The organism is Streptomyces sp. NPDC001852 (assembly GCF_042891825.1).
GTDB lineage: Bacteria > Actinomycetota > Actinomycetes > Streptomycetales > Streptomycetaceae > Streptomyces.
Map to the genome: position 1 here is coordinate 89,396 of NZ_JBIATN010000022.1, position 26,786 is coordinate 116,181.

The 26,786-nt window shown below is 73.1% G+C and carries 25 protein-coding genes and 1 pseudogene; 14 read left to right on the forward strand and 12 right to left on the reverse strand.

The features are described from left to right. Nucleotides 1–37 precede the first annotated feature (37 nt). The 3 genes from ACFYZB_RS31795 (at nucleotide 38) to ACFYZB_RS31805 (ending at nucleotide 3,574) form a co-directional block, all read left to right on the forward strand. Nucleotides 38–1,630 (forward strand): purine-cytosine permease family protein, encoded by a 1,593-nt coding sequence (locus ACFYZB_RS31795; protein ID WP_388764422.1) that lies wholly within the window; start codon nucleotides 38–40, stop codon nucleotides 1,628–1,630. Nucleotides 1,631–1,640: 10 nt separating this feature from the next. Then, nucleotides 1,641–2,336 carry an alpha/beta fold hydrolase gene (locus tag ACFYZB_RS31800; protein ID WP_388764424.1) on the forward strand — a complete coding sequence of 232 codons (696 nt, stop codon included), beginning with the start codon at nucleotides 1,641–1,643 and terminating at the stop codon, nucleotides 2,334–2,336. A 68-nt stretch (nucleotides 2,337–2,404) separates the two neighbouring features. Then, a complete protein-coding gene (locus ACFYZB_RS31805) occupies nucleotides 2,405–3,574 on the forward strand; it encodes a lactate 2-monooxygenase (protein ID WP_388764426.1) in 1,170 nt (389 codons plus the stop codon). 26 nt (nucleotides 3,575–3,600) lie between these two features. Here ACFYZB_RS31805 and ACFYZB_RS31810 read toward each other — a convergent pair whose 3' ends face one another. The 3 genes from ACFYZB_RS31810 to ACFYZB_RS31820 form a co-directional block, all read right to left on the reverse strand. Then, the gene (locus ACFYZB_RS31810; protein ID WP_388764428.1) at nucleotides 3,601–5,325 is read right to left on the reverse strand and encodes an RICIN domain-containing protein; all 1,725 of its coding nucleotides are present in this window, start codon (nucleotides 5,323–5,325) and stop codon (nucleotides 3,601–3,603) included. Nucleotides 5,326–5,761: 436 nt separating this feature from the next. After that, complete coding sequence (locus ACFYZB_RS31815; RefSeq protein ID WP_388764429.1) at nucleotides 5,762–6,139, reverse strand: toxin Doc; 378 nt, start codon at nucleotides 6,137–6,139, stop codon at nucleotides 5,762–5,764. 3 nt (nucleotides 6,140–6,142) lie between these two features. Then, on the reverse strand, nucleotides 6,143–6,382 hold the full coding sequence (locus ACFYZB_RS31820; protein ID WP_351211870.1) for a hypothetical protein: 240 nt from the start codon (nucleotides 6,380–6,382) through the stop codon (nucleotides 6,143–6,145). A 176-nt stretch (nucleotides 6,383–6,558) separates the two neighbouring features. On the opposite strand from ACFYZB_RS31820, the gene ACFYZB_RS31825 reads away from it, so the two are divergent. Next, a complete protein-coding gene (locus tag ACFYZB_RS31825; protein ID WP_388764430.1) occupies nucleotides 6,559–7,068 on the forward strand; it encodes a methylated-DNA--[protein]-cysteine S-methyltransferase in 510 nt (169 codons plus the stop codon). 11 nt (nucleotides 7,069–7,079) lie between these two features. After that, entirely contained in the window at nucleotides 7,080–7,802 is a 723-nt protein-coding gene (locus tag ACFYZB_RS31830) for a 2OG-Fe(II) oxygenase (RefSeq protein WP_388764432.1), read from the forward strand. 44 nt (nucleotides 7,803–7,846) lie between these two features. Here ACFYZB_RS31830 and ACFYZB_RS31835 read toward each other — a convergent pair. Beyond that, nucleotides 7,847–8,249: pseudogene (locus tag ACFYZB_RS31835) on the reverse strand (beta-galactosidase); the annotation flags it as partial. A gap of 268 nt (nucleotides 8,250–8,517) precedes the next feature. On the opposite strand from ACFYZB_RS31835, the gene ACFYZB_RS31840 reads away from it, so the two are divergent. Then, nucleotides 8,518–10,920, forward strand: a complete 2,403-nt coding sequence (locus ACFYZB_RS31840; protein WP_388764433.1) for a SpoIIE family protein phosphatase — start codon at nucleotides 8,518–8,520, stop codon at nucleotides 10,918–10,920. 3 nt (nucleotides 10,921–10,923) lie between these two features. Here the strand turns inward: ACFYZB_RS31840 and ACFYZB_RS31845 are convergent, their stop codons facing one another. Continuing rightward, nucleotides 10,924–11,472 (reverse strand): RNA polymerase sigma factor, encoded by a 549-nt coding sequence (locus tag ACFYZB_RS31845; protein ID WP_388764434.1) that lies wholly within the window; start codon nucleotides 11,470–11,472, stop codon nucleotides 10,924–10,926. A gap of 45 nt (nucleotides 11,473–11,517) precedes the next feature. Here ACFYZB_RS31845 and ACFYZB_RS31850 point away from each other — a divergent pair, with 45 nt between their 5' ends. The 5 genes from ACFYZB_RS31850 (at nucleotide 11,518) to ACFYZB_RS31870 (ending at nucleotide 17,031) form a co-directional block, all read left to right on the forward strand. Beyond that, nucleotides 11,518–12,909 (forward strand): serine/threonine-protein kinase, encoded by a 1,392-nt coding sequence (locus ACFYZB_RS31850; RefSeq protein WP_388764435.1) that lies wholly within the window; start codon nucleotides 11,518–11,520, stop codon nucleotides 12,907–12,909. 153 nt (nucleotides 12,910–13,062) lie between these two features. Continuing rightward, a complete protein-coding gene (locus ACFYZB_RS31855) occupies nucleotides 13,063–13,755 on the forward strand; it encodes a DUF4232 domain-containing protein (protein ID WP_388764437.1) in 693 nt (230 codons plus the stop codon). 198 nt (nucleotides 13,756–13,953) lie between these two features. After that, nucleotides 13,954–15,192: a hypothetical protein gene (locus tag ACFYZB_RS31860; RefSeq protein WP_388764439.1), complete on the forward strand. Its 1,239-nt coding sequence runs from the start codon at nucleotides 13,954–13,956 to the stop codon at nucleotides 15,190–15,192. A 23-nt stretch (nucleotides 15,193–15,215) separates the two neighbouring features. Further along, nucleotides 15,216–16,520: an arsenic transporter gene (locus ACFYZB_RS31865; RefSeq protein ID WP_388764441.1), complete on the forward strand. Its 1,305-nt coding sequence runs from the start codon at nucleotides 15,216–15,218 to the stop codon at nucleotides 16,518–16,520. A gap of 19 nt (nucleotides 16,521–16,539) precedes the next feature. After that, on the forward strand, nucleotides 16,540–17,031 hold the full coding sequence (locus tag ACFYZB_RS31870) for a universal stress protein (RefSeq protein ID WP_351211890.1): 492 nt from the start codon (nucleotides 16,540–16,542) through the stop codon (nucleotides 17,029–17,031). A 7-nt stretch (nucleotides 17,032–17,038) separates the two neighbouring features. Here ACFYZB_RS31870 and ACFYZB_RS31875 read toward each other — a convergent pair whose 3' ends face one another. Both ACFYZB_RS31875 and ACFYZB_RS31880 read right to left on the reverse strand, forming a co-directional pair. After that, a complete protein-coding gene (locus tag ACFYZB_RS31875; protein ID WP_388764443.1) occupies nucleotides 17,039–19,120 on the reverse strand; it encodes a ricin-type beta-trefoil lectin domain protein in 2,082 nt (693 codons plus the stop codon). A 278-nt stretch (nucleotides 19,121–19,398) separates the two neighbouring features. Beyond that, nucleotides 19,399–20,346, reverse strand: a complete 948-nt coding sequence (locus ACFYZB_RS31880; protein WP_388764445.1) for a helix-turn-helix domain-containing protein — start codon at nucleotides 20,344–20,346, stop codon at nucleotides 19,399–19,401. 74 nt (nucleotides 20,347–20,420) lie between these two features. On the opposite strand from ACFYZB_RS31880, the gene ACFYZB_RS31885 reads away from it, so the two are divergent. Then, nucleotides 20,421–21,230 (forward strand): phytanoyl-CoA dioxygenase family protein, encoded by an 810-nt coding sequence (locus ACFYZB_RS31885; RefSeq protein ID WP_388764446.1) that lies wholly within the window; start codon nucleotides 20,421–20,423, stop codon nucleotides 21,228–21,230. A gap of 12 nt (nucleotides 21,231–21,242) precedes the next feature. On the opposite strand, the gene ACFYZB_RS31890 is transcribed toward ACFYZB_RS31885, so the two are convergent. Beyond that, nucleotides 21,243–22,211 carry an aldo/keto reductase gene (locus tag ACFYZB_RS31890; RefSeq protein ID WP_351211898.1) on the reverse strand — a complete coding sequence of 323 codons (969 nt, stop codon included), beginning with the start codon at nucleotides 22,209–22,211 and terminating at the stop codon, nucleotides 21,243–21,245. 294 nt (nucleotides 22,212–22,505) lie between these two features. Here ACFYZB_RS31890 and ACFYZB_RS31895 point away from each other — a divergent pair, with 294 nt between their 5' ends. Beyond that, on the forward strand, nucleotides 22,506–23,357 hold the full coding sequence (locus ACFYZB_RS31895; protein ID WP_388764448.1) for a hypothetical protein: 852 nt from the start codon (nucleotides 22,506–22,508) through the stop codon (nucleotides 23,355–23,357). On the opposite strand, the gene ACFYZB_RS31900 is transcribed toward ACFYZB_RS31895, so the two are convergent. Both ACFYZB_RS31900 and ACFYZB_RS31905 read right to left on the reverse strand, forming a co-directional pair. Continuing rightward, nucleotides 23,354–23,878 carry a flavoprotein gene (locus ACFYZB_RS31900; protein WP_388764450.1) on the reverse strand — a complete coding sequence of 175 codons (525 nt, stop codon included), beginning with the start codon at nucleotides 23,876–23,878 and terminating at the stop codon, nucleotides 23,354–23,356. The two genes, ACFYZB_RS31895 and ACFYZB_RS31900, sit on opposite strands and share 4 nt — an antisense overlap. 42 nt (nucleotides 23,879–23,920) lie before the next feature. Beyond that, complete coding sequence (locus ACFYZB_RS31905) at nucleotides 23,921–24,379, reverse strand: nuclear transport factor 2 family protein (protein WP_351211904.1); 459 nt, start codon at nucleotides 24,377–24,379, stop codon at nucleotides 23,921–23,923. Nucleotides 24,380–24,509: 130 nt separating this feature from the next. Between ACFYZB_RS31905 and ACFYZB_RS31910 the strand changes: the two genes are divergently transcribed. After that, nucleotides 24,510–25,085: a TetR/AcrR family transcriptional regulator gene (locus tag ACFYZB_RS31910; RefSeq protein WP_388764515.1), complete on the forward strand. Its 576-nt coding sequence runs from the start codon at nucleotides 24,510–24,512 to the stop codon at nucleotides 25,083–25,085. Nucleotides 25,086–25,201: 116 nt separating this feature from the next. Here the strand turns inward: ACFYZB_RS31910 and ACFYZB_RS31915 are convergent, their stop codons facing one another. Together ACFYZB_RS31915 and ACFYZB_RS31920 are read right to left on the reverse strand one after the other, a co-directional pair. Beyond that, nucleotides 25,202–25,390, reverse strand: coding sequence for a ferredoxin (locus tag ACFYZB_RS31915; RefSeq protein ID WP_055706699.1), 189 nt, complete (start codon nucleotides 25,388–25,390; stop codon nucleotides 25,202–25,204). Nucleotides 25,391–25,402: 12 nt separating this feature from the next. Next, entirely contained in the window at nucleotides 25,403–26,632 is a 1,230-nt protein-coding gene (locus ACFYZB_RS31920; RefSeq protein ID WP_388764451.1) for a cytochrome P450, read from the reverse strand. Nucleotides 26,633–26,786: the final 154 nt, after the last annotated feature.

The following is a 26,786-nucleotide window of genomic DNA, read 5'->3' on the forward strand; positions in this document are numbered from 1 at the left end:
CAAGCGCTCCACCGCCGCGACCTCGCTGGAGCCCTCCGTGACCCCGCAGTCCCCCGACTCGCCGACCACGCCCCCGCCGCCCCTCACCGAGGTCGAGCCCTACGGCGTCGAGCGCATCCCCGACGAGGAGCGCACCGCGACCCCGCTCGACCTGTTCCGGCTCGCCTTCGGCGGCGCCAACACCTTCTCCACCTGTGTGCTCGGCGCGTTCCCGATCCTGTTCGGGCTCTCCTTCCGCCAGGGACTCGCGGCCACCGTCCTCGGGGTCGTCGCGGGCGCCCTGATCCTGTGCCCGATGGCCGTGTTCGGCCCGGTCAACGGCACCAACAACGCGGTCTCGTCCTCCGCGCACCTGGGCGTGCACGGCCGCGTGGTCGGCTCGTTCCTGTCGCTGCTGACGGCCGTCGCGTTCTTCTCGATCTCGGTGTGGAGCTCAGGGGACGCCCTGGTCGGCGGCGCGCACCGGCTGTTCGGCCTGGAGCGCAGCACGCCGTCGTACGTCGTCGCCTACGCCCTGTTCGCCGGGCTGGTGCTCGCGGTGTGCGTCTACGGCTTCCGGTTCATGCTGTTCGTCAACAAGGTCGCCGTGACCTCGGCGACCGCGCTGTTCCTGCTCGGCGCGATCGCCTTCGCCGGCGACTTCGACCCGTCGTACGCCGGTGAGTTCACGGCCTCGGCGGACGCGGCGACGCGGTCGATGTTCTGGCCGTCGTTCATCGGCGCGGCCCTGATCGTGCTGTCCAACCCGGTGTCGTTCGGTGCGTTCCTCGGCGACTGGTCGCGTTACATCCCGGCGGACACCCCGCGCCGCAAGGTGGTCGGGGCCGCGTTCCTCTCCCAGATCGCCACTCTGCTGCCGTTCGTCTTCGGCCTTGCGACCGCGAGCATCATCGCGACGAAGGCTCCGAAGTACGTCGACCCGGCCGCGCCCGACTTCGTGGGCGGGCTCCTGGCGATCTCGCCGAACTGGTTCTTCCTGCCGGTGTGTCTGCTCGCCCTGATCGGCGGCATGTCGACGGGCACCACCTCGCTGTACGGCACCGGCCTGGACTTCTCGTCGGTGTTCCCGAAGCTGTCCCGCGTGCAGGCGACGCTGCTGGTCGGTGTGGTGTCCATCGCGTTCATCTTCGTCGGCCGGTTCGGCCTGGACCTCGTGCAGTCGATCTCGACGTTCGCCACGATGATCATCACCTGCACCACGCCGTGGATGGTCGTGATGATGCTCGGCTTCTTCACCCGGCGCGGCTGGTACGACCCCGACGCGCTGCAGGTCTTCAACCGCCGTCAGCGCGGCGGCCGTTACTGGTTCGCGCACGGCTGGAACTGGCGCGGCATGACCGCCTGGTGGGTGGCGGCGGTGATCGGCGTGCTGTTCACGAACATCCCGGGCCAGTTCGTCGGCCCGCTCGGCGATCTGGCGAACGGGGTCGACATCAGCCTGCCGCTGTCGCTCGCGGTGGCCGCCGTCCTGTTCCTGGCGCTGCTGCGGCTGTTCCCCGAGCCCCGGGCGGCGTACGGGCCCGAGGGTGCCCGGCTGGTGGGCACGGTCGAGGTCCCGGTGCCTGCGATCACCGGCCCCGAGGGGTCAACGACCGCTCGGGAAGGGGAGGTTGACACATCCGTGCACTAGGTTGTCGGCCATGACTCACTTCGTACTGGTGGCGGGCGCGTGGCTGGGGGCATGGGCGTGGGACGAGGTGGCGCCCGGACTGCGCGCCGCCGGGCACGACGTGCACGCCCTGACGTTGTCCGGACTCGCCGAGAAGAAGGATCTGCCCGCAGGGCAGGAGACGCACGTCCGGGACATCGTGCAGGAGGTCGAGCGGCTGAACCTGCGGGACGTCGTCCTGGTCGGGCACAGCTACTCGGGCGTCCCCGTCGGGCAGGCGGCCGAGCGGATCGGTGACCGGCTGCGCCGGGTGGTGTTCGTCGACTCCAACGTGCCCGCGGACGGCGTGTCGTTCCTCGACGGCTTCCCCAGCGACCACATCCGGCAGGCCCTCGCCGAGCACGGCGGCGTGTGGCCGCTCCTGCCCGCGGCCGCCTACGCCGGCCAGGACCTGACGGACGAGCAGATCGACCGGCTGCGCACCGAGGGCACCCCGCACCCCGCCGCCACGCTCACCGAACCGGCCGTTCTGAAGCAGCCGTTGGGCGAGCTGCCGGCGACGTACATCAAGTGCCTGCTGGACGGCCGCTCCCCGCTGCCCGCCGTCGCCGAGGCCCTCCGGGGCGGGCGCTGGGAGCTGGTGGAGCTGAACACCGGGCACTGGCCGATGTTCTCCACGCCGGGGGAACTGGTCCGCATCCTGGACGAGGCGGCCACCCGCCGCTGAGACCCTGGGCTACCCGCCAGTATCGTCGGGCTGCACGCGTACTCAGCGACGAGAGGCGGGACGGCCGGATGGCGAAGCACTGGGCGGACTTCCAGTACGAGATCTATCTGAACGGGATGACGGGGGCCGTGCCCCGGCTCCCCACCGACCTGACCCGCCTGGAGGAGCTGGCCGAACACCGGCTCGGTCCAGGCCCGGTGGGGTATGTGGCGGGAAGCGCGGGCGACGGCAGCACGGCCCGCGCCAACCGGACCGCGCTCGGCCGGCGCCGGATCGTGCCGCGCATGCTGCGCGACGTGGCCGAACGCGATCTGTCGGTCGAGGTGCTGGGGCGGGCACTCCCGGCGCCGCTGGCGCTCGCTCCGGTCGGCACGATCTCGATCATGCATCCGGACGCCGAGTCGGCCGTCGCCCGGGCCGCCGCCGCGCAGGGCGTGCCGTACACCCTTTCCTCGGCGTCGAGCACACCGATGGAGCAGGTAGCGGAGGCGATGGGGGACGCCGAGCGGTGGTTCCAGCTGTACTGGGGCAAGGACCGCGAGGTGACGCGGAGCTTCCTCGAGCGGGCGAAGGCCGCCGGGTTCTCGGTGCTCGTGGTCACCCTGGACACCCCGCTGCTGGCGTGGCGGCCGCGCGACCTGGACCAGGCGTATCTGCCGTTCCTGCACGGTGTGGGCACCGCGAACTACTTCACCGACCCGGCGTTCCAGGCGGGGCTCGCGCGGCCCGTGCACGAGGACCCGAACGCGGCGGTGCTGCACTTCCTCGGTCTGTTCGGGGACGCCGGCCACACCTGGCCGGACCTGGCGTTCCTCAGGGAGCACTGGGACGGTCCGATCGTGCTCAAGGGCATCCTGCACCCGGACGACGCCCGGCTCGCCGCCGACGCCGGGGTGGACGGCGTGGTGGTCTCCAACCACGGCGGCCGGCAGGTGGCCGGTTCGGTGGCCGCGGCCGATGCGCTGCCCCGGGTCGCGGACGCGGTCGGCGACCGGCTGACGGTGTTGTTCGACAGCGGGGTGCGCACCGGCGACGACGTGTTCAAGGCCCTGGCCCTCGGCGCGCGGGCCGTGCTCCTCGGGCGGCCGTACGTCTACGGGCTCGGGCTGGACGGACAGGCCGGCGTGGAACATGTCATCCGGTGTGTGCTGGCGGAGTTCGACCTGACGCTCGCCCTGTCGGGACACTTCGGCCCGGGGACGGTGACGGCGGCGGACCTGGTCGAGGATCCGAGCTGACCTGTCGCCCCGACGGCGCTGCGACCCTATGTGTGCCGCTCCGGCCATGTCGCCGACCGCACCGGTGGACCTCCCGTACCGGCGATCGACAGCGAGCCCGGGCTCGCCGATGCCGCGTCGGTCACCCAGCGCTGGCCGGACGAGCCGTCGCGGACCTTGACCACGAGGTCGGCGCCCACGGTGCCGGCGGCCGTGGCGAGGGCGAGCGTCCGGTCCCAGCGGGGCAGCAACTCGCCCTGTGCGGTGAGGTCGTAGCGCACGTCGTCGCCCCGCTTCGCGCCGGCGTCCGCGCAGGTGCCGAGGATCACCACTCCGGCGTCGGCGTGCGAGTCCAGGCACAGCCCCGAGGCGGCCGCACTGCGCAGGCGCCCGTCGGCCTCGTACGTCCACTGCTGGGTCGGCGCCGAGGAGCAGACGGCGAGGACCGCGCCCGCACCGGCCTGCGGTGTGCCCTTGATGTCCAGGCACAGCTCGGCGGCGGCGTTGCGCAGCCGGGTCGGGCGGCCGGCGGTGGGCAGTCGCGCGGTGCCGGGCGCCGTGCCGGAGGCGGGCGGGGACTGACCGGTGGCACTGCCGGGGACGGCGCTGGTGGAGGCGACCGGGTCGGTGCCGTCACCGCCGTCCGGCCAGGCGCTGATCGCGAGGACGGTCGCGAGCAGCGCCGCCGAGACCACGCCGACTCCGGTGAGCAGGGTCCTGGAGGACCAGGCGGTGCCGGCGATCCGGGCGAGCGGTCCGGGCTCGTCGCCGTGCCGCCGGCCGCGGGACTCCGGGATCCGGGACCGGGGCTCGCCGTCGGCGCGTCGCCGGCTGCCGGTCAGGACGGCGCGGGTGAGCAGGCCCGGTCTGTCGCGCCGGTCGCCGCCGCGCCGGCGTCCGCCGGAGCGCCGGGATCCACCGCGGGTGCGGGCGGGTCCGGGGCGGCGTCCGGGGCGCGAGTCGAGGTAGCGGCGGGCGCCCCAGCCGAGCACGGCCTCGGCGAGCAGCACGCCCAACGCGGCGTCGGTGTGGCCCAGTTGCTCGGCGGCGTACCGGCAGTGGGAACAGCCGGACAGATGCTCCTGGACGTCGGGCAGCAGGACGCCGCCGCGGCGGATCGGAACGTCGAGCAGACGGTTGTAGTAGCGGCATTCCTTGCCGGGTGCGAGTTCCCGGTGGGCGCGTACCAGGCCCTCCCGGAATGTGTCGCGCGCCTGTTCCAGCGCGACCGCCGCGCTCTCGATGTCCACGCCGAGCAGTCCGGCGGGAACGGTTATCGGCTCCGCCTCGACCTCGATGTGCCAGAGCAGTGCCTGCTCCAGCCGGGGAAGAGCGTGAAATGAGCGGTCGGACAGGGCGCGGTTTTCCGGTATCAGGGTCTTCGCGGCGCGCATACCGCGGCCGCCGGCGGGTTTCCCGAGTCCGGGCAGTACGGCGGTGATCCGGTCGGTGCCGGACCAGTTGACGACCGTGTCCCGGACCGCCACGAGCAGCCGGGGCCGCAGCGCCTCCGCGGGTTCGCCGAGCGCGAGCCGGCCGAGGACCTGGTGGAAGGCGGTGGCGGTGACCATGTGGGCGAGCGGCCCGGTCAGGGCCAGGCAGACGACCGCGTAGTCGTGCGCGGGCTGCCAGTGCCGGGCCATCAGCAGGGCGGCGGACCGGGAGGCCTCGGCGTCGGAGCCGGCCCGCAGCGGGCCGGCGAGCGACTCGTCGGATTCTCCGGGGTCGCCGCCCGGCGGATAGGGAGGACGAGGGGGGTGGGGGGTGGGCACTGAGCGGGTTCCTTTGGTGCGACGTGCGTTGATGCGTACCTCTGCGACGCGCCGGGGAAGGAATTGGTCGGCCCTCGGCCGGTGAAGTTCTGCAACTACCGGAAGAGCCCCGGAATTTACCCCCGCACGGTCGTTTCAACCCTTGCACAACTTCCACACGAGCAACAAGGCACCCGCACAACCTCGCCGGACTTGAAAGAAAGTCAGGAAACACCTTCGGTATTTCACGCGCCCCGTGTGAAGCACACGCACACGACGGCCGGGACGCGCACGCTTCCAGCGCGTGCGGCCCGGTAGTGGACTGGGGCACGCGCGAAACCGGCCGCCGGTCCCGTTCCTCCCGCCCCCGGCCGGCGGCCCCGCCCACCCTGCCCCGGCCGGCGGCCCCGGCGGCTTCCCCCGCCGGCCGGGGCGGGACGCACCCTGCGGGATCCGCTCAGATCTGCCAGGAGCGCAACCGGTCTGCCGCGCCGTAGACGTCGGTCTTGCCGGAGATCAGATCGCGGGCGAGGTCGACGAGGGCGCCGTAGGGCGGGTCGATGCCGACGCCGCTGACGAACATGTAGGCCACGGCGGTCGCGCAGGCGAAGCGGGCGTTGGAAGCGGGCAGCGGCTTGAGCACGGCGAGAGTGTGCAGCAGGGCGGCGGCCCGCCAGGCGGGGTCGGAGTCCACGCCGAGCCGGGGCGGATCGACGCGGTGCCGGGCGACGGCGGCGACCAGGGCGGAGAAGTCGTCGACCGCGGGCTGGTCGGGCAGGACCTCCTCGTGGCGCTGGAGCAGCCAGGGGACGTCGATGTGGATGACGGAGGGCATGCGTCAGGCTGCCTCGTCCTTCGCGGGGGACTCGTCGTCGGGGAAGGCCGCCGCGAACTCCTCTGCGTGCGCGGCGAAGAACTGCCGGAAGGCCGCGGCGCCCTCCTGCAGCGCACGGTGCCGGGCTATGTCGGCGGCGGCGGCCTCGCGCACGAGGGCCTTCATCGACGTACCGCGCTCCTTGGCGATCTGCCGCAGGTCCTCGAGTTCCCGATCGCTGAACTCCACGTTGAGAGCTGGCATGCCCCTCACGGTACCGCTCGGGTACTTGGCCGTAAATATCGGCAGGTCAGACGCACTCTGGCACGGTACCAGGCGGGCCCGAGAGCAATGTCCGATTCCCGCCGGTCACGGGGCGCGGCAGGCAGCAGACTCGGCAGCACGCAAAGAACCGGAAGCGGAACCACAGGAGCCCTGCCATGAGCACACGCACCGTCCACACCGTCCACCCGAGCCCGCTCGGTGACCTCCTGCTGACGGGCACGGTCTCGTCGGCCGGCCTGACACTCGGCTCGCTCGGCATGCCGGGGCAGCGCGGCGCGCCCGCCGTCCGCGCCGAGGACCGCGACGACGGACCGTTCGCCGAGGCGCACCGGCAGCTGGACGCCTACTTCGCGGGCCGCCGCACCCGTTTCGAGCTGCCGCTCGCCGCCGCCAGCACCCCGTTCCAGCGGGCGGTGTGGCAGGCCCTCGAGGACATCCCCTGCGGCACGACGACCACGTACGGCGAGCTGGCCGCCCGGCTGGGCGTGCCGCGCGCCGAACTGCGCGCGGTGGGCCGGGCGCTCGGCGCCAACCCGCTCCTGATCGTCCGCCCCTGCCACCGGGTGATCGGCGCGGACGGCTCGATGCGCGGGTACGCGGCCGGCGTCGAGCGCAAGCTGTGGCTGCTCACGCACGAGGGCGCGCTGCAGCCGACCCTGGTGTGAAGGAGGCGGTCATGACGTTCACCCCGGCCGAGGCCCGCCGCCGGGTGGCCCGCACGGACTGGGCCGCGCTGGCGGCCGAGCTGGACGAGCACGGCAACGCGCCCACCGGCCCGCTGCTCTCGCCGGCCGAGTGCGCCGGCCTGGCCGCGCTCTACGACAGGCCGGAGCTGTTCCGGACGACGGTCGACCTGGCCCGGCACCGCTTCGGCTCCGGGGAGTACCGCTACTTCACCCACGACCTGCCCGCCCCGGTGGCCGCGCTGCGCGCCGCGTTGTACCCCCGCCTGCTGCCGGTCGCCCGGGACTGGGCGGCCCGCCTGGACCGCCCGGCGCCCTGGCCCGACTCGCTCGAGGCGTGGCTGGACCGCTGTCATGCCGCCGGCCAGGACCGTTCGGCGCAGATCCTGCTCAGCTACGGTCCGGGTGACTGGAACGCCCTGCACCGGGACGTGTTCGGCGAGCTGGTCTTCCCGCTCCAGGCGGTGATCGCGCTCGACGCGTACGGCACGGACTACACCGGCGGCGAGTTCCTCATGGTCGAGCAGCGCCCCCGCGCCCAGTCCCGGGGCACGGCGACCGTCCTGCTCCAGGGCCACGGCCTGGTGTTCACGACCCGCGACCACCCGGTGCGCACCCGCCGGGGCTGGTCGGCCGGGGCCATGCGCCACGGGGTGAGCACCGTACGGTCGGGCCGGCGGCGGACGCTGGGACTGGTCTTCCACGACGCGGCGTGAGATCAGCGCGGCTGACGGGCCGTGACCATGAGCCGCTCCGGGTGTCACATGTCCAGCCGGTCGATCCGCACCGCCCCCTTCGCCTCCCCTGGAGAGGCGCTGCTGAGCGTCAGTCGCAGCCGGGAGCCGCGCACCGCGTCGAAGGTGATCACCGTCGGGCTGTCCGAGGCGGTGGCCCACTCCGCCGTCGCGCCCGTGACCGGGACGTAGGCACACCCGTCCCACACCGCCACCTCGGCCTTCGCGGGCACAATCCTCGGCGCGAGCGCCGTTGAACGCGGGCAGCAGCGCGGTGGCCGACTTGGCGAGGGCGTTGGACCAGCCGGTGGCCGGGTCGCCGTCCAGCATCGCGGCGGGCAGGGGGGGCGGACGTCCGGAGTAACTGGCGTCGGCACACGGGTGGTTCGGGGCCGCAGGGTGGTCCGGCTCGAAGTCGGACGCCGGGGTACGAACGGCTCTCTCTCATCAGGGCCCAGAAGTACTCACAACTGATCGTGAGCAAACAGGCTCTGACGGGCTGTCACACACGATCGCCAAGGGTCCGGAAGCCGTGGACCGCCTCCGCCGGCACATCGGCCGGATCCCCCCTTGACCGTGTTCGACCGACCGGCCGGGTGGGCGGCGGTTACGGGGTCACGGGCGTCCCCGAAGCACTACGCTGGAACACGAGAGGTGCCACCTGTTCACTGTGAGTGTGCGCTTGGGAGCGGCGACGATGAGCCGGGTCTATCCGTTCGACGACGTGTCGACGGCCCGGGCTGTCATCGACGACGACGGAACGCTGGTGGAGTGGAACGAGGGTGCCAGCCGCCTGCTCGGCCACCCGGCGGAGGCCGTCCTGGGCCGCCCCGCCGCCCAGCTGCTGGCCGAGGAGGACCCCACGGCCCTGCCGACGGGCTCCCGCTGGGACGGAACGGTCGCATTGCGCCACCGCGACGGCCGTACCGTCCCCGTCTGGCTGCTCGCCCACCGCCGGCCGCCGCGGGACGGACACGGCGGCAGCTGGCTCGTGGTCACCCCGCTGCCCGGCACGGAACCGCCCGAGGAGGACGACCCGCTCGCCGCGGCGGGCCTGATCCAGTCGCCGTGCGCCGTCGCCGTGTACGACGCCCGGCTGCGGCTGCGCCGGATGAACGACGCGATGGCCGAGGCCATCGGTCTGCCGGAGGAGCGCCTGCGCGGGCTGCGGCTCGCGGAGATCGGCGGCAAGCCGCAGAGCGAGGAACTGGAGCAGGGCCTGCTCCAGGTGCTGACCACCGGCAGCCCCATGGACCTGCAGACCTACGCGCGCATCGGCGCCGAGGACCGCGCCCACGCCTGGCTCGCCCGGATGGCCCCGGTCAGGGACGCCCAGGGCCGGGTGCGCGGGGTGTGTCTGGCCATGCACGACGTCACCGACAACTACCGGGCCCGCCAGCGGCTGCAGCTGGTGAACGAGGCCAGCGTGCGCGTCGGCAGCACGCTGGACGTCACCCGCACGGCGCAGGAGCTGGCGGAGGTGTGCGTGCCCGCGCTCGCCGACTTCGTCACCATCGACCTGCTGGATCCGCAGGACTACGGCGGCGAGCCCCCGGCCCGGATCACGGCCCCGCTCACCCTGCGCCGGGCCGCCCACCACTCGGTCCTGCCCGGCGTACCGGAGGCGGTGCTGAAGCCCGGGCAGACCGCGGACTACCCGGCCGGCTCACCCCAGGCGGACTCGCTGACCGCGGGCCACACGATCATCGCCTCGGTGGCGGCGGGCGAGATGCGGTCGTGGCTGACCTGGAGCAGCGTGCGCGGCGCGCGGGTGCGCAGATTCGGCATCCACTCCTCGATGTCGGTACCCGTCCGGGCCCGCGGGCTCACCCTGGGCGTGGCGCTGTTCACCCGCCACCGGCGCCCCGACCCGTACACCGCGGACGACCGGCTGCTCGCCGAGGAGATCACCACACGGGCCGCCGTCTGCATCGACAACGCCCGCCGCTACTCCCGCGAACGGGAGACCGCGCTCGCGCTCCAGCGCAGCCTGCTGCCCCGCATGCTGCCGCGAACGGCCGCGCTGGAGGCCTCCTCCCGCTATCTGCCGGCCGCGCGGACCGGGGTGGGCGGCGACTGGTTCGACGTGATCCCGCTGTCCGGGATGCGGGTCGCGATGGTCGTCGGGGACGTCGTCGGGCACGGCGTCGAGGCCTCGGCCACCATGGGCCGGCTGCGGACCGCGGTGCGCACCCTCGCCGACATCGACCTCGCCCCGGACGAGCTGCTCACCCACCTGGACGACCTGGTGGTCCGGCTGTCCGAGGAGTCCGGCGCCGGTGCCGGCCCCGGCGAGGCGGGCAGCCCCGGCGAGGTCGGAGCGACCTGTGTGTACGCCGTCTACGACCCGGTCTCCAGGCGCTGCACGGTGGCCCGCGCCGGGCATCCGCCGCCGGTGGTCCTGCGGCCGGGCGTCGCGCCCCAGGCACTGGACGTGCCCGCCGGTCCCCCGCTGGGTCTGGGCGGGCTGCCCTTCGAGTCCACCGAGGTGGAACTGCCCGAGGGCACCGTCCTCGCGCTGTACACGGACGGTCTGGTGTGGTCGTCGCGGGAACGGGACCCGGAGACGAGCCGGGAGATGCTGTACGAGGCGCTCGGGACGTACTCGAACTCCCTGGACGGGACGTGCGACCGCGTCCTGCGCAGCCTGCTGCCTCCCGGGGGCTCCGCGGACGACGTGGCGCTGCTGCTCGCCCGCACCCAGGGCCTGCCGGCCGCGCAGGTCGCGACCTGGGACATCCCGGCCGACCCGGCACTGGTCGGGCCGATCCGCAAGCAGGTCGTGGAGCAGCTGGACGCCTGGGGGCTGAGCGAGGTGGCGTTCACGGCGGAGCTGGTGGTCAGCGAACTGGTCACCAACGCCATCCGGTACGGCTCCCACCCCATCCGGCTGCGGCTGATCCACGACGAGACCACGCTGATCTGCGAGGTCTCCGACACCAGCCACACCGCCCCGCACCTGCGCCGGGCCAAGATCTTCGACGAGGGCGGCCGCGGCCTGCTGCTGGTCGCCCAGCTCACCCAGCGCTGGGGCAGCCGGCACACCCCGGAGGGCAAGACGATCTGGGCGGAACTGTCCCTCTTCGAGGCGGACCAGTAGGGCTCAGGAGCCCGCGAGCCACGGCCGTACCTGTTTGCGGGCCTCGTGCAGGCGGGATTTCAGGGTGCCGAGCGGGATGCCCACCCGCTCGGCGACCTCCGCGTAGTCCAGCTGGCAGATGTCCCGGTAGACCAGCGGCGCCACCAGGTGCGGATGCGTCCGCTCCAGCCGGTCCAGGGCCTCCAGCAGGTCCACCCGGGAACCGGCGATGACGCTGGTGGTGCGCGGGTCGACGGCGTACGAGGGCTCGATGGCCGCCGGCTGCTCGGCGGCCCGCCGCTTCAGCTCGCGGTACTTCTGCCGGCAGCAGTTGGCGACCACGGTGTAGAGCCAGGTGCTGAAGCGGCTGCGGCCCTCGAAGCGGGAGATGTGCCGGGCCACCTGGAGCAGTACGTCCTGCGCGGCCTCCTCGGCGTCCTCCCGGCACGGCAGGAAGCGCCCGCAGCGGCGCAGGACCTCCGGCCGGATCTCGGTGAGCAGCCGGTCCAGGGCCGCGCTGTCGCCGGCGGCTGCCCGCCGGGCGAGGTCTTCCATCGGCGCCTGGTCCTGCACCGGGGTCCCCCTTCGAGTCGATCTCAGGCCAGGCATGATAGTCGTATGCAATCGCTTGGGCGGATCGGCCGCTACCGCCTCGAACGGCCGCTGGGCACCGGCGCCTTCGCCACGGTCTGGCTCGCCCATGACGACGAGCTCCAGGCGCCGGTCGCGCTGAAGGTCCTCGCCGAGAACTGGGCGCACCGGCTCGACATCAGGGACCGCTTCCTGTCCGAGGCCCGGCTGCTGCGCCGGGCCGGCTCCAACCGTGTGGTGCAGGTCTACGACATCGGTGAACTCCCCGACGGCAGGCCGTACTTCGTGATGGAGTACGCCGACGGCGGCACCCTCGCCGACCTGCTGGCGGGCGGGCCGCTGCCGGTGGGGCACGCGCTCGCGCTGACGGCCGAGGCCGCGCGGGCCGCCGCCGCGCTGCACGAGGCGGGGATCGTGCACCGGGACATCAAGCCGACCAACGTGCTGCTGCATACGGCCCCGGACGGCACCCGGCGGGTGCTGCTGGCCGATCTGGGGCTCGCCAAGAGCCTCGCGCAGGCCTCGGTGCTCACGCTGGCCGCGGGCTCGGCGGGTTATCAGCCGCCCGAGCAGGCCGAGCCCGGCGAGGGCATCGACGAGCGGGCCGACGTCTACAGCCTGGGCGCGGTCGGCTACGAGCTGGTCACCGGCAGTGTGCCGGGTCCGCCCGGACGGGTCGTACCGCCCCGGCGGCTGCGGCCGGACCTGGCCGAGGCCGTGGAGCGGGCGCTGCTGCGCGCGCTGGAGCCGGACCGGGCGCGACGCTGGCCCGGCGCGCAGGTGTTCGCGGACGAGCTGGACCGGCTGGCGGCGGGGCCGCCCGCGCCACGGCCCACCCGGCGGCTGGACGGTGTGCGCGGCAGGCTGAACACGGTGACGCTGACCGTGGCCGCCGTCCTCACCGCGGTGGCGGCCGCCGGCGCGGTGACCCTGGCGCTCCACCCGGGCGACTCCCCGGACCAGGTGCGGGTCTCGGACTCGACCGGGCGGGTGGCCGTCAGGGTACCGGCGGGCTTCGGCCGCCAGCTGCGCGACTCCGGCTGGGATCCGGGCGCGCTGGGGCTCGGCAAGGGACACGAACCGGGACTGGTGGTGGCCGACGACCTGGCCCGGTGGCCCGATCTGGGCGCGGCGGTGGACGGCGTGTTCGTCGGGCTGAGCGAGCACGGCGATGTCACCGCGAAGGTGACGGCCCTCACCCACACGGGCTGCCGCTACTCCGGCAGCCGCACCTTCGCCGACGCCGACTGGCGGGGCCTGGTGCGGGCCTGGAGCGGCTGCCCGGACGGCGGCTCGGTCACGGAGTCCGCTCTGGTCCCGGCGGGCGGCGCGGGGCAGCCACAGGTGTATGTGCAGGTGCGCCAGCGCGGCGCCGGGGACGCGACCGAGGGGATACTCCGTTCGCTGAGCGTGACCTGACGGGCGCCTGCCGGCGGTCACGGTGGGGAAGACAATCCTGTGTGTGCCGAACTTTTCCGGTGCCGCGCGCATCGGAGTGTGGTGAGGGCGCACCCGGCGCCTTCAGGCACGCGGTCCCGCGCGTGCCCTGACCATCCAGGAGTGTTGAGCGACATGGTGAACGCACCCCGGTCCGCGCGGCACGGGGCCCTGCTCGTGGGCACGGCCGCCGTGCTGGGCCTCCTGACCGCCTGTGGCAACGGCAAGGACGTCCACAGCAACCCACCGATCACGGCCTCCGGTACGGCGGCACCGGCGACGGGCACCACGGAGAGCCCGACGTCCACCACCTCCGTCCCGGCCGCCACGTCCACCGGTGCCGCCTCGTCCGCCCCGTCCAAGGCGGCCCCCTCCGCAAGTGGCGGCGGTACGACCGCGGCCGCGGCGAGCTCCCGCTGCCACACCTCCGAGCTGAGCGCCTCGGTGGGCCGCAACGACCCGGGCGCCGGCCAGGAGAACTTCCCGGTCGTCCTCACCAACAGGTCCGGCCGGACCTGCACGGTGCGCGGCTATCCGGGCGCGGCGTTCGAGAGTGCCTCCGGCAGCCAGCTCGGTGCGGACCCGAAGCGTGAGTCGGGCTCCCCCTCGACGATCACCCTCAGGCCCGGGCAGAGCGCCTGGGCCGGGCTGACCTTCTCCAATCCCGGCATCAGCGGCGCCAGGACGGCCACCCCGGCCGCGCTGCTGGTGACGCCGCCGGACGAGCGCGACTCGCTGAAGGTGACGTGGACGGGCGGAGCGGTGCCCGTCTCCGGCAACTCCTCGTCCGTCTTCCTGTCGGTGTTCAGCCCAGGCACGGCTCCCTGACCGTCCCGCAGACCCCCGAGAACCCCGCTGCCCCGCTCCCCGGGCAGCGGGGTTCGTCATGCTCGCGCCACAAGTGTCACAGGACGGCAACAGGCGCCGTGGGCCGCGATCTTCTGCGCGACCCACGTCATCGAACCCGTCGACCCACACCGGCGAGCAGGCCCCGCAGGGGCCGTGACATGGAAATCGGGGAGCAGGATGAGCGGGATCTCACGCAGGCGGTTGCTGACGGCGGGTGCGGCGGCGGGCGCCCTGGGCACACTGGCCGCGTGCTCCTCCGGCACCGGCCTGCTGGACGGCGGCCCGGGGGACGGCAAGGGCACGGCGCAGGCACGGCCGGTGAAGCCGATCGGCGACGGCTCCACGGCCGAGACCGGGGCCCAGCCGCACCAGCCGAAGCCCGAGCGGCTGAAGCCGGGCCAGAAGCCCCCGCAGTTCGTCGTCTTCTCCTGGGACGGCGCGGGCGAGCTGAGCAACCAGCTGTTCTCCCGGTTCCGCAAGGTCGCCGCCGACCACGGCGCCCGGATGACGTTCTTCCTCAGCGGCATCTACACGCTGCCCGAGTCCAAGAAGCACCTCTACCGCCCGCCGCAGCACCCGGTCGGCGCCTCCGCCATCGGCTACCTCGCCGACCGGCACATCCACGCCACCCTCCAGCAGGTCCGCGCGGCCTGGCTGGAGGGCCACGAGATCGGCACCCACTTCAACGGGCACTTCTGCGGCGCGACCGGCGTGCGCAACTGGTCCTCGGCCGAGTGGCGCAGCGAGATAGACCAGGCGGTCGACTTCGTGACCAACTGGAAGACCAACACCGGCTTCACCGATCTGGAGCCGCTCCCCTTCGACTACCGCAAGGAGCTGATCGGCGGCCGCACCCCGTGCCTGGAGGGCCAGTCCAACCTGCTGCCCACGGCGGCGGCCCTCGGCTGGAAGTACGACGCCAGCTCCCCCGGCGGCCTCCAGATCTGGCCGAACAAGGTGCAGGGCGGGAAGATCTGGGACTTCCCGCTGCAGTCCATACCCTTCCCCGGGCACTCCTTCCAGGTGCTGTCGATGGACTACAACATGATGTTCAACCAGTCCGGCGGCAACCCCAACGGCGACCGCGCCCAGTACGACGCCTGGCGCACCCAGGCCCGGGATGCGTATGTCGCCGGCTTCCAGCGCGCCTACACGACCAACCGCGCCCCCTTCTTCATCGGCAACCACTTCGAGCGCTGGAACGGCGGTATCTACATGGACGCCGTCGAGGAGGCGATCGGGAAGATGGCCGCGTACGGCGACGACGTGCGGTTCGTGTCGTTCAAGCAGCTCGTGGCCTGGCTGGAGGCGCAGGACCCGGCGGTGCTGCGCAAGTTGCGCACGCTGGTGCCGGGAGCGTCCCCGGCGGGCGGCTGGGCGGAGTTCCTGGGCGCGGCGGGCAGCACGGCGTCGTAGCGCGTTCGACGTCGTCTGTTTTCATGGGCGGGCACCAGCCGATCCCTTCGGAAGGACCCGTCCTGAACACCCCCCTGGCCGAGGCCCTGTCCGCCGTTCTGCTCGTCGCCGTGCTGGCCTGGGCCGTCGTACGGCCCTTCGGGTGGCCGGAGGCGGTCATGGCCGTGCCCGCCGCCGGTGTCGCGGTCGCCGGCGGGGCGATCTCGCTGGCCCACGCCAGGGCCGAGGCCGAGCGGCTCGGGCCGGTGGTCGGGTTCCTGGCCGGGGTGCTGGTGATCGCCCACTTCTGTGACGGGGAGGGGCTGTTCCAGGCGTGCGGGGCGTGGATGGCCCGGTGGGCGGCGGGCCGTCCGGTACGGCTGCTGACGGCGGTCTTCGCGCTGGCGTCCGCCATCACCGCCGTGCTCAGCCTGGACGCCACGGTCGTGCTGCTCACGCCGGTGGTCTTCGCCACGGCCGCGCGCACCGGCGTACGGCCGAAACCGCATGTGTCCGCCTGCACCCACCTGTCGAACACCGCGTCGCTGCTGCTGCCGGTGTCCAATCTGACGAACCTGCTGGCGTTCGCTGCGAGCGGGCTGAGCTTCACCCGGTTCGCGGCGCTGATGGCGCTGCCGTGGCTGGTGGCGATCGGCGCCGAGTTCGTGGTGTTCCGGTGGTTCTTCGCCGGGGACCTCACGGCGGCGGCACCCACGGGCCGGGATCCCGGAGCGGCGCCGGAACCGCCGCTGTTCGCCCTGGTGACGGTCGCCTGCACGCTGGCGGGGTTCGTGGTGGCCTCGGCGTTCGGTGTGGAGCCGGTCTGGGTGGCCGCGGCGGGTGCGCTGGTGCTGGCCGGGCGGGCGGTGGCCCGCCGGAAGGCGAGCCCGCTGACCGTCGTGCGCGCGGCGGCTCCGGCCTTTCTCGCGTTCGTCCTCGCCCTGGGCATCGTGGTGCGGGCGGTCGTCGACAACGGGCTCGCCGATGTGCTCGGGCATGTCGTGCCGGGCGGTACCGGGCTGCCGGCGCTGCTGGGGATCGCCGCGCCGGCCGCCGTTCTGGCCAACCTGATCAACAACCTGCCCGCGGTACTGGTCCTGCTGCCGTTGGCCGCACCGGCCGGGCCGGGCGCGGTGTTGGCCGTGCTGCTCGGGGTGAACATCGGTCCGAACCTGACCTATGCCGGCTCGCTGGCCACGCTGTTGTGGCGGCGGATCGTGCACCAGCACGAGCACGAGGTGGACCTCGGGGAGTTCACCCGGCTGGGCCTGGTCGCCGTGCCGTCCTCGCTCGCCCTCGCGGTGGTGGCACTGTGGGGGTCGCTGCAGCTTTTCCCAGGGTCTGCGTGAGCTGAGGGAGGCCGACCGGATGCGTGTGATCGCCTGGCTCGTCGAGGGCACCTGGCCCGCCTGCGTGGACGCGGTGCGCAGCCATGCGCCGGAGGCCGCCGAGGTGGTGCTGCTGCACGTCAGCGGGGCCGAGGTGCCGGGTCTGGCGCACGGCGCGTTCGCGGGGCTGCTGGGCCGGGGGTCCCCCGGGCGCGATCCCGGCGACCGGGTGGAGGCGCTCGGCGGGAGTTCGGCGGCCGAACTGCTGGACGCTGCCGCCGAGCGGCTGGCCCGGCCCTGTGTGCGCGAGGAACGGTCGGGCCGGGTCGAGCGGGAGGTGGTGGCCGCCGCCGAGGGCGCCGATCTGCTGGTGCTGGCCCGGGACGGCGACCGGTCCCGGCTCGGGCCGAAGAGTCTCGGCCCGGCGGTCCGGTTCGCCGTCGACCACGCACCCTGTCCGGTGCTGCTGGTGTGGCCGGAACCGGCGCCGGGGCTGGGCACGATCCCGCCGCCCCCGCCGCACCACCCCTGAGGTGATGTCAGCGCCGGTGCCACCCGCCGCCATAGCCTCCGCCGCCCCGCCCGCAGTAGTACGGATGCGTCGAGCAGGGGTCGGACGTGGCGGACGGCGTGGGCGCCGGACCGGACCTCGGGGCCGTGGGGCTCGGGCTCGGCGATGCGGTGCTCCCGGTCGGGGCGGGCCCGGGTCCGCGGCTCGTCGGATGCGGGGTGGTGGTCGGCGACGGGGAGCGTCCACTGTCCCAGTTGACGTTCTGCATCTGCAGTTCGGGCTTGGCGGTGTCGAGGGTCCACCGCTGGGCGGCGCCGGGGGCACGGTTCTTGAGGACCAGGGCACCGGAGCCGTCGGTGGCGGCCGGGGTGAGGGCCAGGTCCTGGTTCCAGCGGGGTATCAGGGCACCCTGGAGGGTGAAGTCGTAGCGGATGTTCCTGGCGGCGTCGCCGGTTGCCGTGCACGGGGCGAGGCGGACCGAGTAGCCGAGGTGGGAGTCCAGGCACAGGCCGGGAGCGGCGGAGTTGCGCAGCAGCCCGTCGGTCTCGTACGTCCACTGCTGGCTCGGGGTCGCGGAGCAGGGGGCGAGTTCGGTCTCGGCGCCCTTGACGGCCTTCGTGCCGACGACGCCGACGCACAGTCCGGAGGCGAGGTTGTGCAGCCGGCCGTACAGGGTGCCCTGTCCCGCCGCGTGCCCACCGGCCCAGGAGGCGCCGGGACTCGGGGCGTTCCTGCCGGGCGCCGGGGAGGAGGCGTCGTGGCCGGCCGGGGCCGGTCCGTCGCCGGATCCGAGCACCGACCACAACACCAGGGGCAGCACGACCAGCCCGCTGACGGTGAGGACGCCCAGGGCCAGATTCCGCCGCCGGACCCGGCGCGCACGGGCGGCACGATGCGCAGACCGCCCGGAGGTGGCGGTGCCTCCGGGGCCGTCGGCGCGTCGGGAGCGGAAGAGGGAGCCGGACGCGAACGCGACGGCGTCGGAGTCGGCCGGGGAGTCGGAGTCGGCCGCGGACGGGGAAGCGGCGGCGGACGCGGGGGGGTCGGCTGAAGCGAAGGCGGAGGGGGATGCGTCGGCATCGGCTGCGGAGGCGCGGCGGTGCACGGCTCTGGCGGTGCCGCCCCGGCGCCGGCCGCCGATGGAACCACCGCGGCCGTCCCCGGGGGAACCATCCCGGTGCGTGGACTCGGCGAAGCCGGTCCACCCCGCGGACTCGGCGGAACCGGCCCGGTGCGCCGGCTCGGTGGGCAGGAAGGGCTCACCGGACGGGGGCGCGACGGTCCGGGGGTGGGGCGCCGGTTCGGACGGCTCCTCGGCGCGGGTCGCCCGGGAGTCCACGTAGGCGCGGGCGCCCCAGCCGAGAACCCCCTCGGCGAGGGCGAGGCCAAGTCCCGTGTTGAACGCGGCGAGTTGGTCGGCCGTCCGGCTGCAGTGGTCGCAGTGGCCCAGGTGCTCGCGCAGATCGGGGTCGATGTCGACGCCCCCGCGCCGGAACGTCACGTCGAGCATGCGCAGATAGCGCCGGCACTCGTTCTCGGGGGCGAGTTCGCGGTGGACCTGGAGGCACTCCTCGCGCAGCCGTTCCCGGGCCCGGCGGAGCTCGACGCGGGCGTCCTCCTCGGCCAGGCCGAGCAGGGCCGCCGGTACGGCGAGCGGTTCGGCCTCGACCTCGGTGTGCCACAGCACGGCACGGGAGGCCTGCGGCACCCGCTGGAACGCCCGGGACAGCAGCCGCCGACCGGGCGGAGGCAGCAGCCGGGCGGAGGCACGCTCACCGGTGGCGGCGGACCGCAGCGCCGGGTGGAGGAGCTCCTGGCGGCCGTCGGCGTCCCACTCGGCCGCGATCCGCCGGACGGCGACCAGCACATGGGGCCGCCAGGCGGCGGTCGGCCCGGACTGCCGCAGCGATTCCCCGAACAGCCGGGTGAAGGCGGCGGTGGTGAGCATGCCCGCGGCACGCGTCCCGTCCGTGCACAGCCGCGCGTAGGCGAAGGCCGCTTCCCAGTGCCGGTCGAGGAGTTCACCGACGGGATGGAGGGCGGGTGTCCCGCCCGTCCACTTCTTCAGCTCGGCACTGAGTTGCTCGTCCGACCGGCCTGCCTCATTCACGACTGCATTCCTCCAGACGTGATACGGAAATTAGTCCATACCAAGCAGTATGGGACGGTAGGGCTGCTCGAACGTCCACCTGAGGCGGCTCTTTTGAAGCGTGGGGGGCGTACGGGGAGCGGCCTGGCGCATACAGAGGAAATGCGATGTGCCTGCGCGCCGACAGCGCACACTTTTGCACAGTCGCACAGGCGCGAACAAGGGATCTTTCGATTACCGACATCCATCGCGCCCCGGTTCCTTATTGACGTGGATTCAAGGAAATCCTTTTCTACCCCTTATTCGCCGTTCCCGCCCGCCCGGTAGGCGCCGGGCGGCACTCCGTAGCGTTCCCGGAAAACCCGGCTGAAGTGGAAGGGGCTGCTGAATCCACAGGCCGCCGCCACCCGTTCCACCGTGAGGTCGGTGGCCTCCAGCAGCCGGGCCGCGTGCCGCAGCCGGGCCTCGCGCAGCGCCCGCATCGGCGACCGCCCGGTGCGCAGGGTGAACAGGTGGGCGAAACGGGACGGGGACAGCGCGACGCTCCCGGCGAGTGAGCGAACCGTGTGCGGGGCGCCGGGGTCTGCGGCGATCAGCTCCTCGGCCCGGCGCACCCGGGCATCGGTGTCCGGTGCGGGCGGCGGCGTCCGGGCACCTCCGGCGGCGAGCAGGACCACCTCCTCCAGCGCGCACAGGGCCAGTTCCCGTGCCAGGCTGCCGTGGGCCACGGCCACCGGGTCCGGCTCGCGCCGGGTGTCCTCGCGCCGGGTGTCCTCGCGCCGGGTGTCCTCGCCGGCGGCACCCTCGGCCGGTCCGCGGGCGTCGGCGAGCATCCGGCCGAACGCCGCGCCGATACGGCCGTGCAGGGCGCCGGGTACGGACGTCACGGCGTACAGGCCGTCGGACACGGCGTACGGGGCGAGCCAGGTCGTCCAGGCCGGGCGGGCCCGGCAGTGCGTCCACCAGAACCGCCAGCCGTCGGCGCCGGGCGCGACGGTGTAGCGGTGGCCGGTGCCGGGAGCGAGCACCACGAGGTCCCCGGCGCCGGCCCGGGCCCGGGCGGCACCCTGGCGGAGCAGTCCACGGCCGCCGAAGGTGAAGGTGAACAGCCAACTGTCCGAACCCCGGGGCCGGTTGACCCGGTAGCCGGGCCGTTGGTCGTAGCGGCCGGTCACCACGAGTCCGGGCGGCGGGGACGGGTCGGCGGCGACAGCAGTCACGGGCAGGTCCTCAGCATGCACAGGCATCCTCCCATCGGCTGCGTCTGCCTAGCGTGACGGGTGAGTGACCAGCCGGCCACCGGACACCCGGGAGGGGACACATGACGGCCACGGACAGCACCGCCATCCTGTCGCAGGCGCTGCGGCGGCGGTTCGAGGAGGACGGATTCACCGTCGTACGAGGACTGTTCGGCCGGGACGAGACCGAGTGGCTGTGCGCCGCGTTCGCCGCGCTGCACGCGGCCGGCCCGGTGCCGGGCCGTTTCGAGCCCCGCCCGGCGGACCCCGACCCGCTGCGCCGGTATCCCCGGGTGATGCATCCGCACGAATTCAGCGCGGTGGCACGGGAGTTCCTGCTGGACGCCCGGTTGCGGGCGGTGCTGGAGGTGCTGTTCGGCGAGGAGGTGCTGGCCGCGCAGAGCATGTTCTACTTCAAACCGCCGGGTGCGCGGGGACAGGCCCTGCACCAGGACAACTTCTATCTGCGGGTCGAGCCGGGGACCTGTGTGGCGGCCTGGGTGGCCTGTGAGCCGATCGACCGGGACAACGGCGGCCTCGAGGTCGTCCCGGACACCCACCGCATGGACCTGTTCTGTCCCGAACCCGCCGACGAGGACGTGTCGTTCGCCCGCGAGTACGTTCCGCCGCCGGCTGGACTGACCCCGGTGCCGGTGGACCTGGCGCCGGGGGACGTGCTGTTCTTCAACGGCAGCCTGGTGCACGGCTCCGGTCCCAACCGTTCGGCCGACCGGTTCCGGCGCTCCTTCATCGGGCACTACGTGGGCCGGTCGGCCGAGCGGATCGGGGGCTACTACCGGACGCTCACCATGTCGGGTGAGCGGGTTCCGCTGCCGGAGAGCGAGGGGGCGGGTCCGTGCGGCACGGAGTTCGTACCGCACGGACCCCACTGAGCCGGCAGAACCTCAGTGGCCGCTGATCGCCCGCGGCGTGTAGGGCTGCTGCAGTTCCTCGGTCTCCTTCTCGGTCAGCTCCAGCTCGACCGCGGCCACCGCGTCCTCGATGTGGTGCGGCTTGGCGGCGCCGACGATCGGTGCCGCCACCGTGTCCTGGTGCAGCAGCCAGGCGAGGGCCACCTGGGCGCGGGGCACGCCACGGTCGTTCGCGATCCGGGTGACGGCCTCGACGATCGAGCGGTCGCTCTCCAGGTACAGGCGGCTGCCGAAGTTGTCGTTCGCGCTGCGCTCGGTCACGGTGCCCCAGTCGCGGGTGAGCCGTCCCCGGGCGAGCGGGCTCCACGGCAGCACGCCGACGCCCTGGTCCGCGCAGAGCGGCAGCATCTCCCGCTCCTCCTCGCGGTAGAGCAGGTTGTAGTGGTTCTGCATGGACACGAACTTCGTCCAGCCGTGCCGCTCCGCCGTGTACTGCAGCTTGGAGAACTCCCAGGCGTACATCGAACTCGCCCCGATGTAGCGGACCTTGCCCGCCTTGACCAGGTCGTGCAGCGCCTCCATCGTCTCCTCGACGGGGGTCGCGTGGTCGAAGCGGTGGATCTGGTAGAGGTCTACGTAGTCGGTGCCGAGGCGGCGCAGGCTGTGGTCGATCTCCGTCATGATGTTCTTGCGGGAGAGTCCGGCGCCGTTGGGGCCCGGCCGCATCCGGCCGTGCACCTTGCTGGCCAGCACGATGTCGTCACGGTTCGCGAAGTCGCGCAGGGCCTTGCCGACGATCTCCTCGCTGGTTCCGTCCGAATAGACGTTGGCGGTGTCGAAGAAGTTGACGCCCGCCTCCAGCGCCTGCCGGATGAGCGGGCGGGACGCCTCCTCGTCGAGGGTCCACTCGTGGACGCCGCGGTCGGGCAGGCCGTAGGTCATGCAGCCCAGACAGATCCGCGAGACGTCCAGGCCCGTCGAACCGAGCTTCACGTACTGCATCGTTGCTGCTCCTGCCTTCGGGACGATGGTCACCCACGAGCCTACGGCGTGGGCAGGACGGAGCGGGCGGAGGAGTGCGGGCGGTACGACGAGCGCGGGGCGTGTGCCAGGGCGTTCGACGACCGGGTGGGGATACGACCCCGCGTGCCTTCGGGGCGCTTCCCTTCAGGGCGTTGTATTGGTGCCCCCAGGTGACCGTCCGGCGTGGGAGTCGGCTGATCGTCGTACTGTCTGCTCATCCTCGGCGCAGGCGACCGGCATCCGGCCGGTCTCGGCCGCCCCGGAGGAAACGCGGTGCCGACTCGTTCCACGCCCCTGAGGATCCTCGCCGGTGCAGCGCTGCTGCCGCTGGCCCTCGTCACCCCCGCTTGCGCACAATCCGCCGCCGCGCCGGCGCCCGAGACCCCGGCGACCCTGTGCACGCTCGCCGGCACGCTGCGCGGTGCGCACGGCGAGCAGGCTGATGTGAGCCTGTGCGCGGACACCGGCTCCCCGAGATTCAACATCACGGCCCCGGCTACCTGCCGGATCGGCCGCACCCGGGTCCGCTACGCCTGTCGCACCGAGGGCACCTGGAAGGTCGCCCGGTCGGGCAAGACGCTGGGCAGCGGAAACCTGCCCGGTTCGGGCCTGTACCCGGGTCCGGGCACCTATGACGTCAGCGCGACCGTCCGCGTGCGGTCGGCGCCCGCCGGTGTCGACCTGAAGGGCACGGTCAGCGCGGCCGTCGCACTGACCGCACCCAAGGCGAAGGCGACACACTCCGTCACCGTCGACAAGTCCGTGCTGCGCCGTAACGCCACGACCACCGTGACGTACACGATCCGCAGGGACAGCACCGACGGCGACGGCAACGCGCGGCTGGGGATGATCGGCCAGGCGGGCACCGGTCTGCAGATCAGCACGGCCGACAAGCGCTGCGTCAACCCACTGGTGGGGCGGTACCCGTCGAAGACCCGGCTGGCGCACTCCCTGGACTGCACGGTGACCGAGTTGCAGCCCGGCCACCCGGAGACGCTGAAGGTGAGCTTCACCGTCGGGGCGAAGTGCTCCACGGTGGTGTCGAAGCTCGGCTACTGGGTGCCGAAGGGCCAGGACATGTTCACCGGCAACATGCTGGCGGGACCGACGCTGACCTGCCGCTAGAGCAGGTCCAGCGCCCCTTCCCAGGCGAGGTCCGGCCGGCCGCCGTCCGGCAGGACCTCGCCGGTGAACGCGTCGCCGAAGCGGACGCCCATGCCGCGCAGCCGTTCCAGACTGTCCCGGTAGGCGGGGTGGGCGGCCAGCGCGTCGGCGACGCAGGGCAGTACCGCGATCGGTATGCCCAGGCCGGCGGCCTCGCACAGGGTGCCGAGCGCGAGGGTGTCGGCGATGCCGGCCGCCCACTTGTTGAGGGTGTTGAAGGTGGCGGGTGCCACCACGACGGCGTCCGGCGGCGGGAAGGGCCGTGGGTCGGCCGGCGTGCGCCAGGCCGATCTGACGGGCCGGCCCGTCTGTGCCTCCACGGCCTCGCTGTCGAAGAAGCCGCCCATGGCGACCGGTGTGGCGATGACGCCCACCTCCCAGTCCCGTGCCTGGGCGGCGCTGATCAGTTTGCTGACGCCCGCGGCGATACCGGCCGCGCAGACGACGACGTAGAGGAAGCGCTTCTCGGCCTGTTCGGTCATCCGGGAACCCTACTGAACGGGGCCGCTGACGGAGCGGGCCCGCTACTGGAGCGGGAAGGTCCGCCCTCGCTCGGCCTCGGGCCGCGGGCCGTGGATGCGGCGCTGCTTCTCCTCGATGGCCAGGTCGTTGATGCTGGCCTCCCGCCGCGTCATCAGGCCGTGCTCGTCGAACTCCCACAGCTCGTTTCCGTAGGAACGCCACCACTGGCCGGACGTGTCCCGGGACTCGTACTGGAAGCGGACGGCGATGCGGTTGCCGTCGAAGGCCCACAGGTCCTTGCGCAGCGCGTAGTCCAGCTCGCGCTGCCACTTGGCGGTCAGGAACGCCACGATACCGGCGCGGCCGGTGACGAAGGTGTCGCGGTTGCGCCAGACCGAGTCCTCGGAGTAGGCGAGCGCCACCTTGTGCGGGTCGCGGGTGTTCCAGGCGTCCTCGGCGGCCTGGACCTTCTGCGCCGCGGTCTCGCGGGTGAACGGCGGCAGGGGCGGACGGTCGGCCATGGGCTCCTCCTGGGCTCGGCAACGCGTGGAGAACGATCGTTCTCCACGCGGCTGCTACGGTAGGAGAACGCACGTTCTCCGTCAAGGAGCGCGCCAGGGAACACGTCAACGAGGAGTCATGGTGTCGCCGATGGACAGCGCCGCCGCCCGGGACAGGGCGCTCGACGCCGCCGAGGAGCTGTTCTACGCCCGGGGCGTGCAGTCCGTGGGCATGGACGAACTGCGCGGCGCGTCCGGTGTCTCGCTCAAGCGCCTCTACCAGCTCTTCCCCGCCAAGGAGCAACTGGTCGCGGCCTACCTGGCACGGCGGGACGAGCGCTGGCGCGCGCGCCTGGCGGAGCACGTGACACGGCAGCGGGACCCGCGGGAGCGGATCCCGGCCGTGTTCGACTGGCTGGAGGGGTGGTTCGGCGAGGACGGCTTCCGCGGCTGCGCCTGGATCAACGCCTACGGCGAGCTGGGCGCCACCTCCGCCCTGGTCGCCGAGCAGGTGCGCGCCCACAAGGAGGCGTTCCGGGACCACCTCGCCTCGCTCGTGGCGGACGCGGGACTCCCCGCCGCGCTCACCGGACCCCTCTTCCTGCTCGCCGAGGGGGCGATGGTGACGGCCGGCATCACGGGGACCACCCGTCCGGCGGCCGAGGCCCGCGATGCGGCGCGGGCCCTGGTGGCGGCCGCCGGTACGGACGGATCCGGGTCGGCCTAGGCCCTGTCGTCACGTTCCCTCCCCCAGCCTTCCGCCGGGAGGTGCCCCCAGCCTCGCGACGCCAGGCACGCTCCCCCACTGCCTCAAGGGCGTGGGAGGTGCCCTGACGACAGGACCTAGGACAGCCTGATCGCGCTCACCGGGCAGGCGCGGGCCGCCTCCCGGACCATCGGGTCGCCCGCGCCGTCCTCCCGTCCGGGCAGCAGGGTGCTGTAGCCGTCGTCGTCCTGGGTGAAGACGCCCGGTGCCGCCAGCGCGCACTGGCCGGCGCCGATGCAGACGTCCTTGTCGATGTCGATGTGCATGAGCAGAGCCTCTTACCAGGTCACGGGGAGTTCCAGCATCCCCTGGATCGTGTCGCCGCGTTTGAAGGGGATCTCCTCGGCCGGGACCGCCAGCCGCAGCCCCGGCAGCCGGGTCAGCAGGCTGCCCAGGGCGATCTCCAGCTCGGCGCGGGCGAGGTTCTGGCCCAGGCACTGGTGAATGCCGAAGCCGAAGGCCACGTGGTGGCGGGCGGGGCGATGGAAGTCCAGGGTGTCGGGGGTGTCGTAGAGGGTCGGATCGCGGTTGATCACCGAGGTCGAGAAGAGCACGCCCTCGCCGGCCCGGATGGTGGTGCCGGCGATCTCGATGTCCTCCAGCGCCACCCGCGCCAGCCCCTCCGCGATGGACAGCATCCGCATCAGCTCCTCCACGGCGGCGGGCAGCAGCGCCGGGTCGGCGCGCAACTCGGCCGGCCGTTCGGGGTGCTGGAGCAGGGTGAAGGTGCCGAGGGAGATCATGTTGGCGGTCGTCTCATGGCCCGCGACCAGCAGGATGACGGCCAGCGAGACGAGTTCGTCGCGGTCCACCGTGCCCTCGCGCAGCTGATGGTGGACGAGGTCGTCGAGAATGCCGTCGCCGGGCTCCGTCCGCTTCGCCTTGGCGTCGATCAGCTCGCCGAGGTACTCCTCCAGACGTGTCCGGGCCGCCACGGAGTCGGCCGCCCGTGGGCCGCGCAGCAGCCTGCGGGACTGCTCCTCGAAGAACTCGTGGTCGGAGTACGGCACTCCGAGCAGCCCGCAGATCACCATCGACGGCACGGGCAGGGCGAAGGCGGGGACCAGATCGGCGGGCGGCCCCTGCGCGATCATCGCGTCCAGCAGCCCGTCCACGGTGTGCTGGATCCACGGCCGCAGCTCGGTCGCGCGCCGGACGGTGAACGACGGAATCATCATCCGCCGCTGGCGCTGGTGTTCGGGATCGTCCACCCCGAGCAGGGCCACCCGGCGGTCGCGGACGCCCGCGAACCGCTCCGCGGGGATGGGGAAGCCGGGACGGCGGCGGTCGCTGGACAGGCGGGGGTCGGCGAGCAGGGCGCGGGCGGTGGCGTGGGCGGTGACCGCCCAGACCTCGCGGCCGTCGAACAGGGTGACGCGGGACAGGGCTCGCCCGTCGCGCAGCGGCTCGTATCCGGTGGGCGGGTGGTAGGGGCAGGTGCGGTCCTGCGGGAAGGCGACGGGTTCGGCCGGGTTCGCCGGGCCGGTGGGGTCCGTCAGTTCCGTCATGGAAGACCTCGCAGACGAAGGAGTGCGTCGTGCCGATCTTCATTAGATGCCTCGGGCATCTATGGGGCGACGCCAAGTTCGGCCAGTTCGGCGATGTGGGTGATCTGGCCGAAGACCAGTGGTCGGAGCGATGGATTCCGGCCGGAGTGCGGCA

What these genes read in the sequence shown, in the direction of transcription:
- ACFYZB_RS31800 (WP_388764424.1), top strand. Translation starts at nt 1,641, where the DNA reads ATGACTCACTTCGTACTGGTGGCGGGCGCGTGGCTGGGGGCATGGGCG.
- ACFYZB_RS31805 (WP_388764426.1), top strand. Translation starts at nt 2,405, where the DNA reads ATGGCGAAGCACTGGGCGGACTTCCAGTACGAGATCTATCTGAACGGG.
- ACFYZB_RS31815 (WP_388764429.1), bottom strand. Translation starts at nt 6,139, where the DNA reads ATGCCCTCCGTCATCCACATCGACGTCCCCTGGCTGCTCCAGCGCCAC.
- ACFYZB_RS31820 (WP_351211870.1), bottom strand. Translation starts at nt 6,382, where the DNA reads ATGCCAGCTCTCAACGTGGAGTTCAGCGATCGGGAACTCGAGGACCTG.
- ACFYZB_RS31825 (WP_388764430.1), top strand. Translation starts at nt 6,559, where the DNA reads ATGAGCACACGCACCGTCCACACCGTCCACCCGAGCCCGCTCGGTGAC.
- ACFYZB_RS31830 (WP_388764432.1), top strand. Translation starts at nt 7,080, where the DNA reads ATGACGTTCACCCCGGCCGAGGCCCGCCGCCGGGTGGCCCGCACGGAC.
- ACFYZB_RS31840 (WP_388764433.1), top strand. Translation starts at nt 8,518, where the DNA reads ATGAGCCGGGTCTATCCGTTCGACGACGTGTCGACGGCCCGGGCTGTC.
- ACFYZB_RS31850 (WP_388764435.1), top strand. Translation starts at nt 11,518, where the DNA reads ATGCAATCGCTTGGGCGGATCGGCCGCTACCGCCTCGAACGGCCGCTG.
- ACFYZB_RS31855 (WP_388764437.1), top strand. Translation starts at nt 13,063, where the DNA reads ATGGTGAACGCACCCCGGTCCGCGCGGCACGGGGCCCTGCTCGTGGGC.
- ACFYZB_RS31860 (WP_388764439.1), top strand. Translation starts at nt 13,954, where the DNA reads ATGAGCGGGATCTCACGCAGGCGGTTGCTGACGGCGGGTGCGGCGGCG.
- ACFYZB_RS31865 (WP_388764441.1), top strand. Translation starts at nt 15,216, where the DNA reads ATGGGCGGGCACCAGCCGATCCCTTCGGAAGGACCCGTCCTGAACACC.
- ACFYZB_RS31870 (WP_351211890.1), top strand. Translation starts at nt 16,540, where the DNA reads ATGCGTGTGATCGCCTGGCTCGTCGAGGGCACCTGGCCCGCCTGCGTG.
- ACFYZB_RS31880 (WP_388764445.1), bottom strand. Translation starts at nt 20,346, where the DNA reads ATGCCTGTGCATGCTGAGGACCTGCCCGTGACTGCTGTCGCCGCCGAC.
- ACFYZB_RS31885 (WP_388764446.1), top strand. Translation starts at nt 20,421, where the DNA reads ATGACGGCCACGGACAGCACCGCCATCCTGTCGCAGGCGCTGCGGCGG.
- ACFYZB_RS31890 (WP_351211898.1), bottom strand. Translation starts at nt 22,211, where the DNA reads ATGCAGTACGTGAAGCTCGGTTCGACGGGCCTGGACGTCTCGCGGATC.
- ACFYZB_RS31900 (WP_388764450.1), bottom strand. Translation starts at nt 23,878, where the DNA reads ATGACCGAACAGGCCGAGAAGCGCTTCCTCTACGTCGTCGTCTGCGCG.
- ACFYZB_RS31905 (WP_351211904.1), bottom strand. Translation starts at nt 24,379, where the DNA reads ATGGCCGACCGTCCGCCCCTGCCGCCGTTCACCCGCGAGACCGCGGCG.
- ACFYZB_RS31910 (WP_388764515.1), top strand. Translation starts at nt 24,510, where the DNA reads ATGGACAGCGCCGCCGCCCGGGACAGGGCGCTCGACGCCGCCGAGGAG.
- ACFYZB_RS31915 (WP_055706699.1), bottom strand. Translation starts at nt 25,390, where the DNA reads ATGCACATCGACATCGACAAGGACGTCTGCATCGGCGCCGGCCAGTGC.
- ACFYZB_RS31920 (WP_388764451.1), bottom strand. Translation starts at nt 26,632, where the DNA reads ATGACGGAACTGACGGACCCCACCGGCCCGGCGAACCCGGCCGAACCC.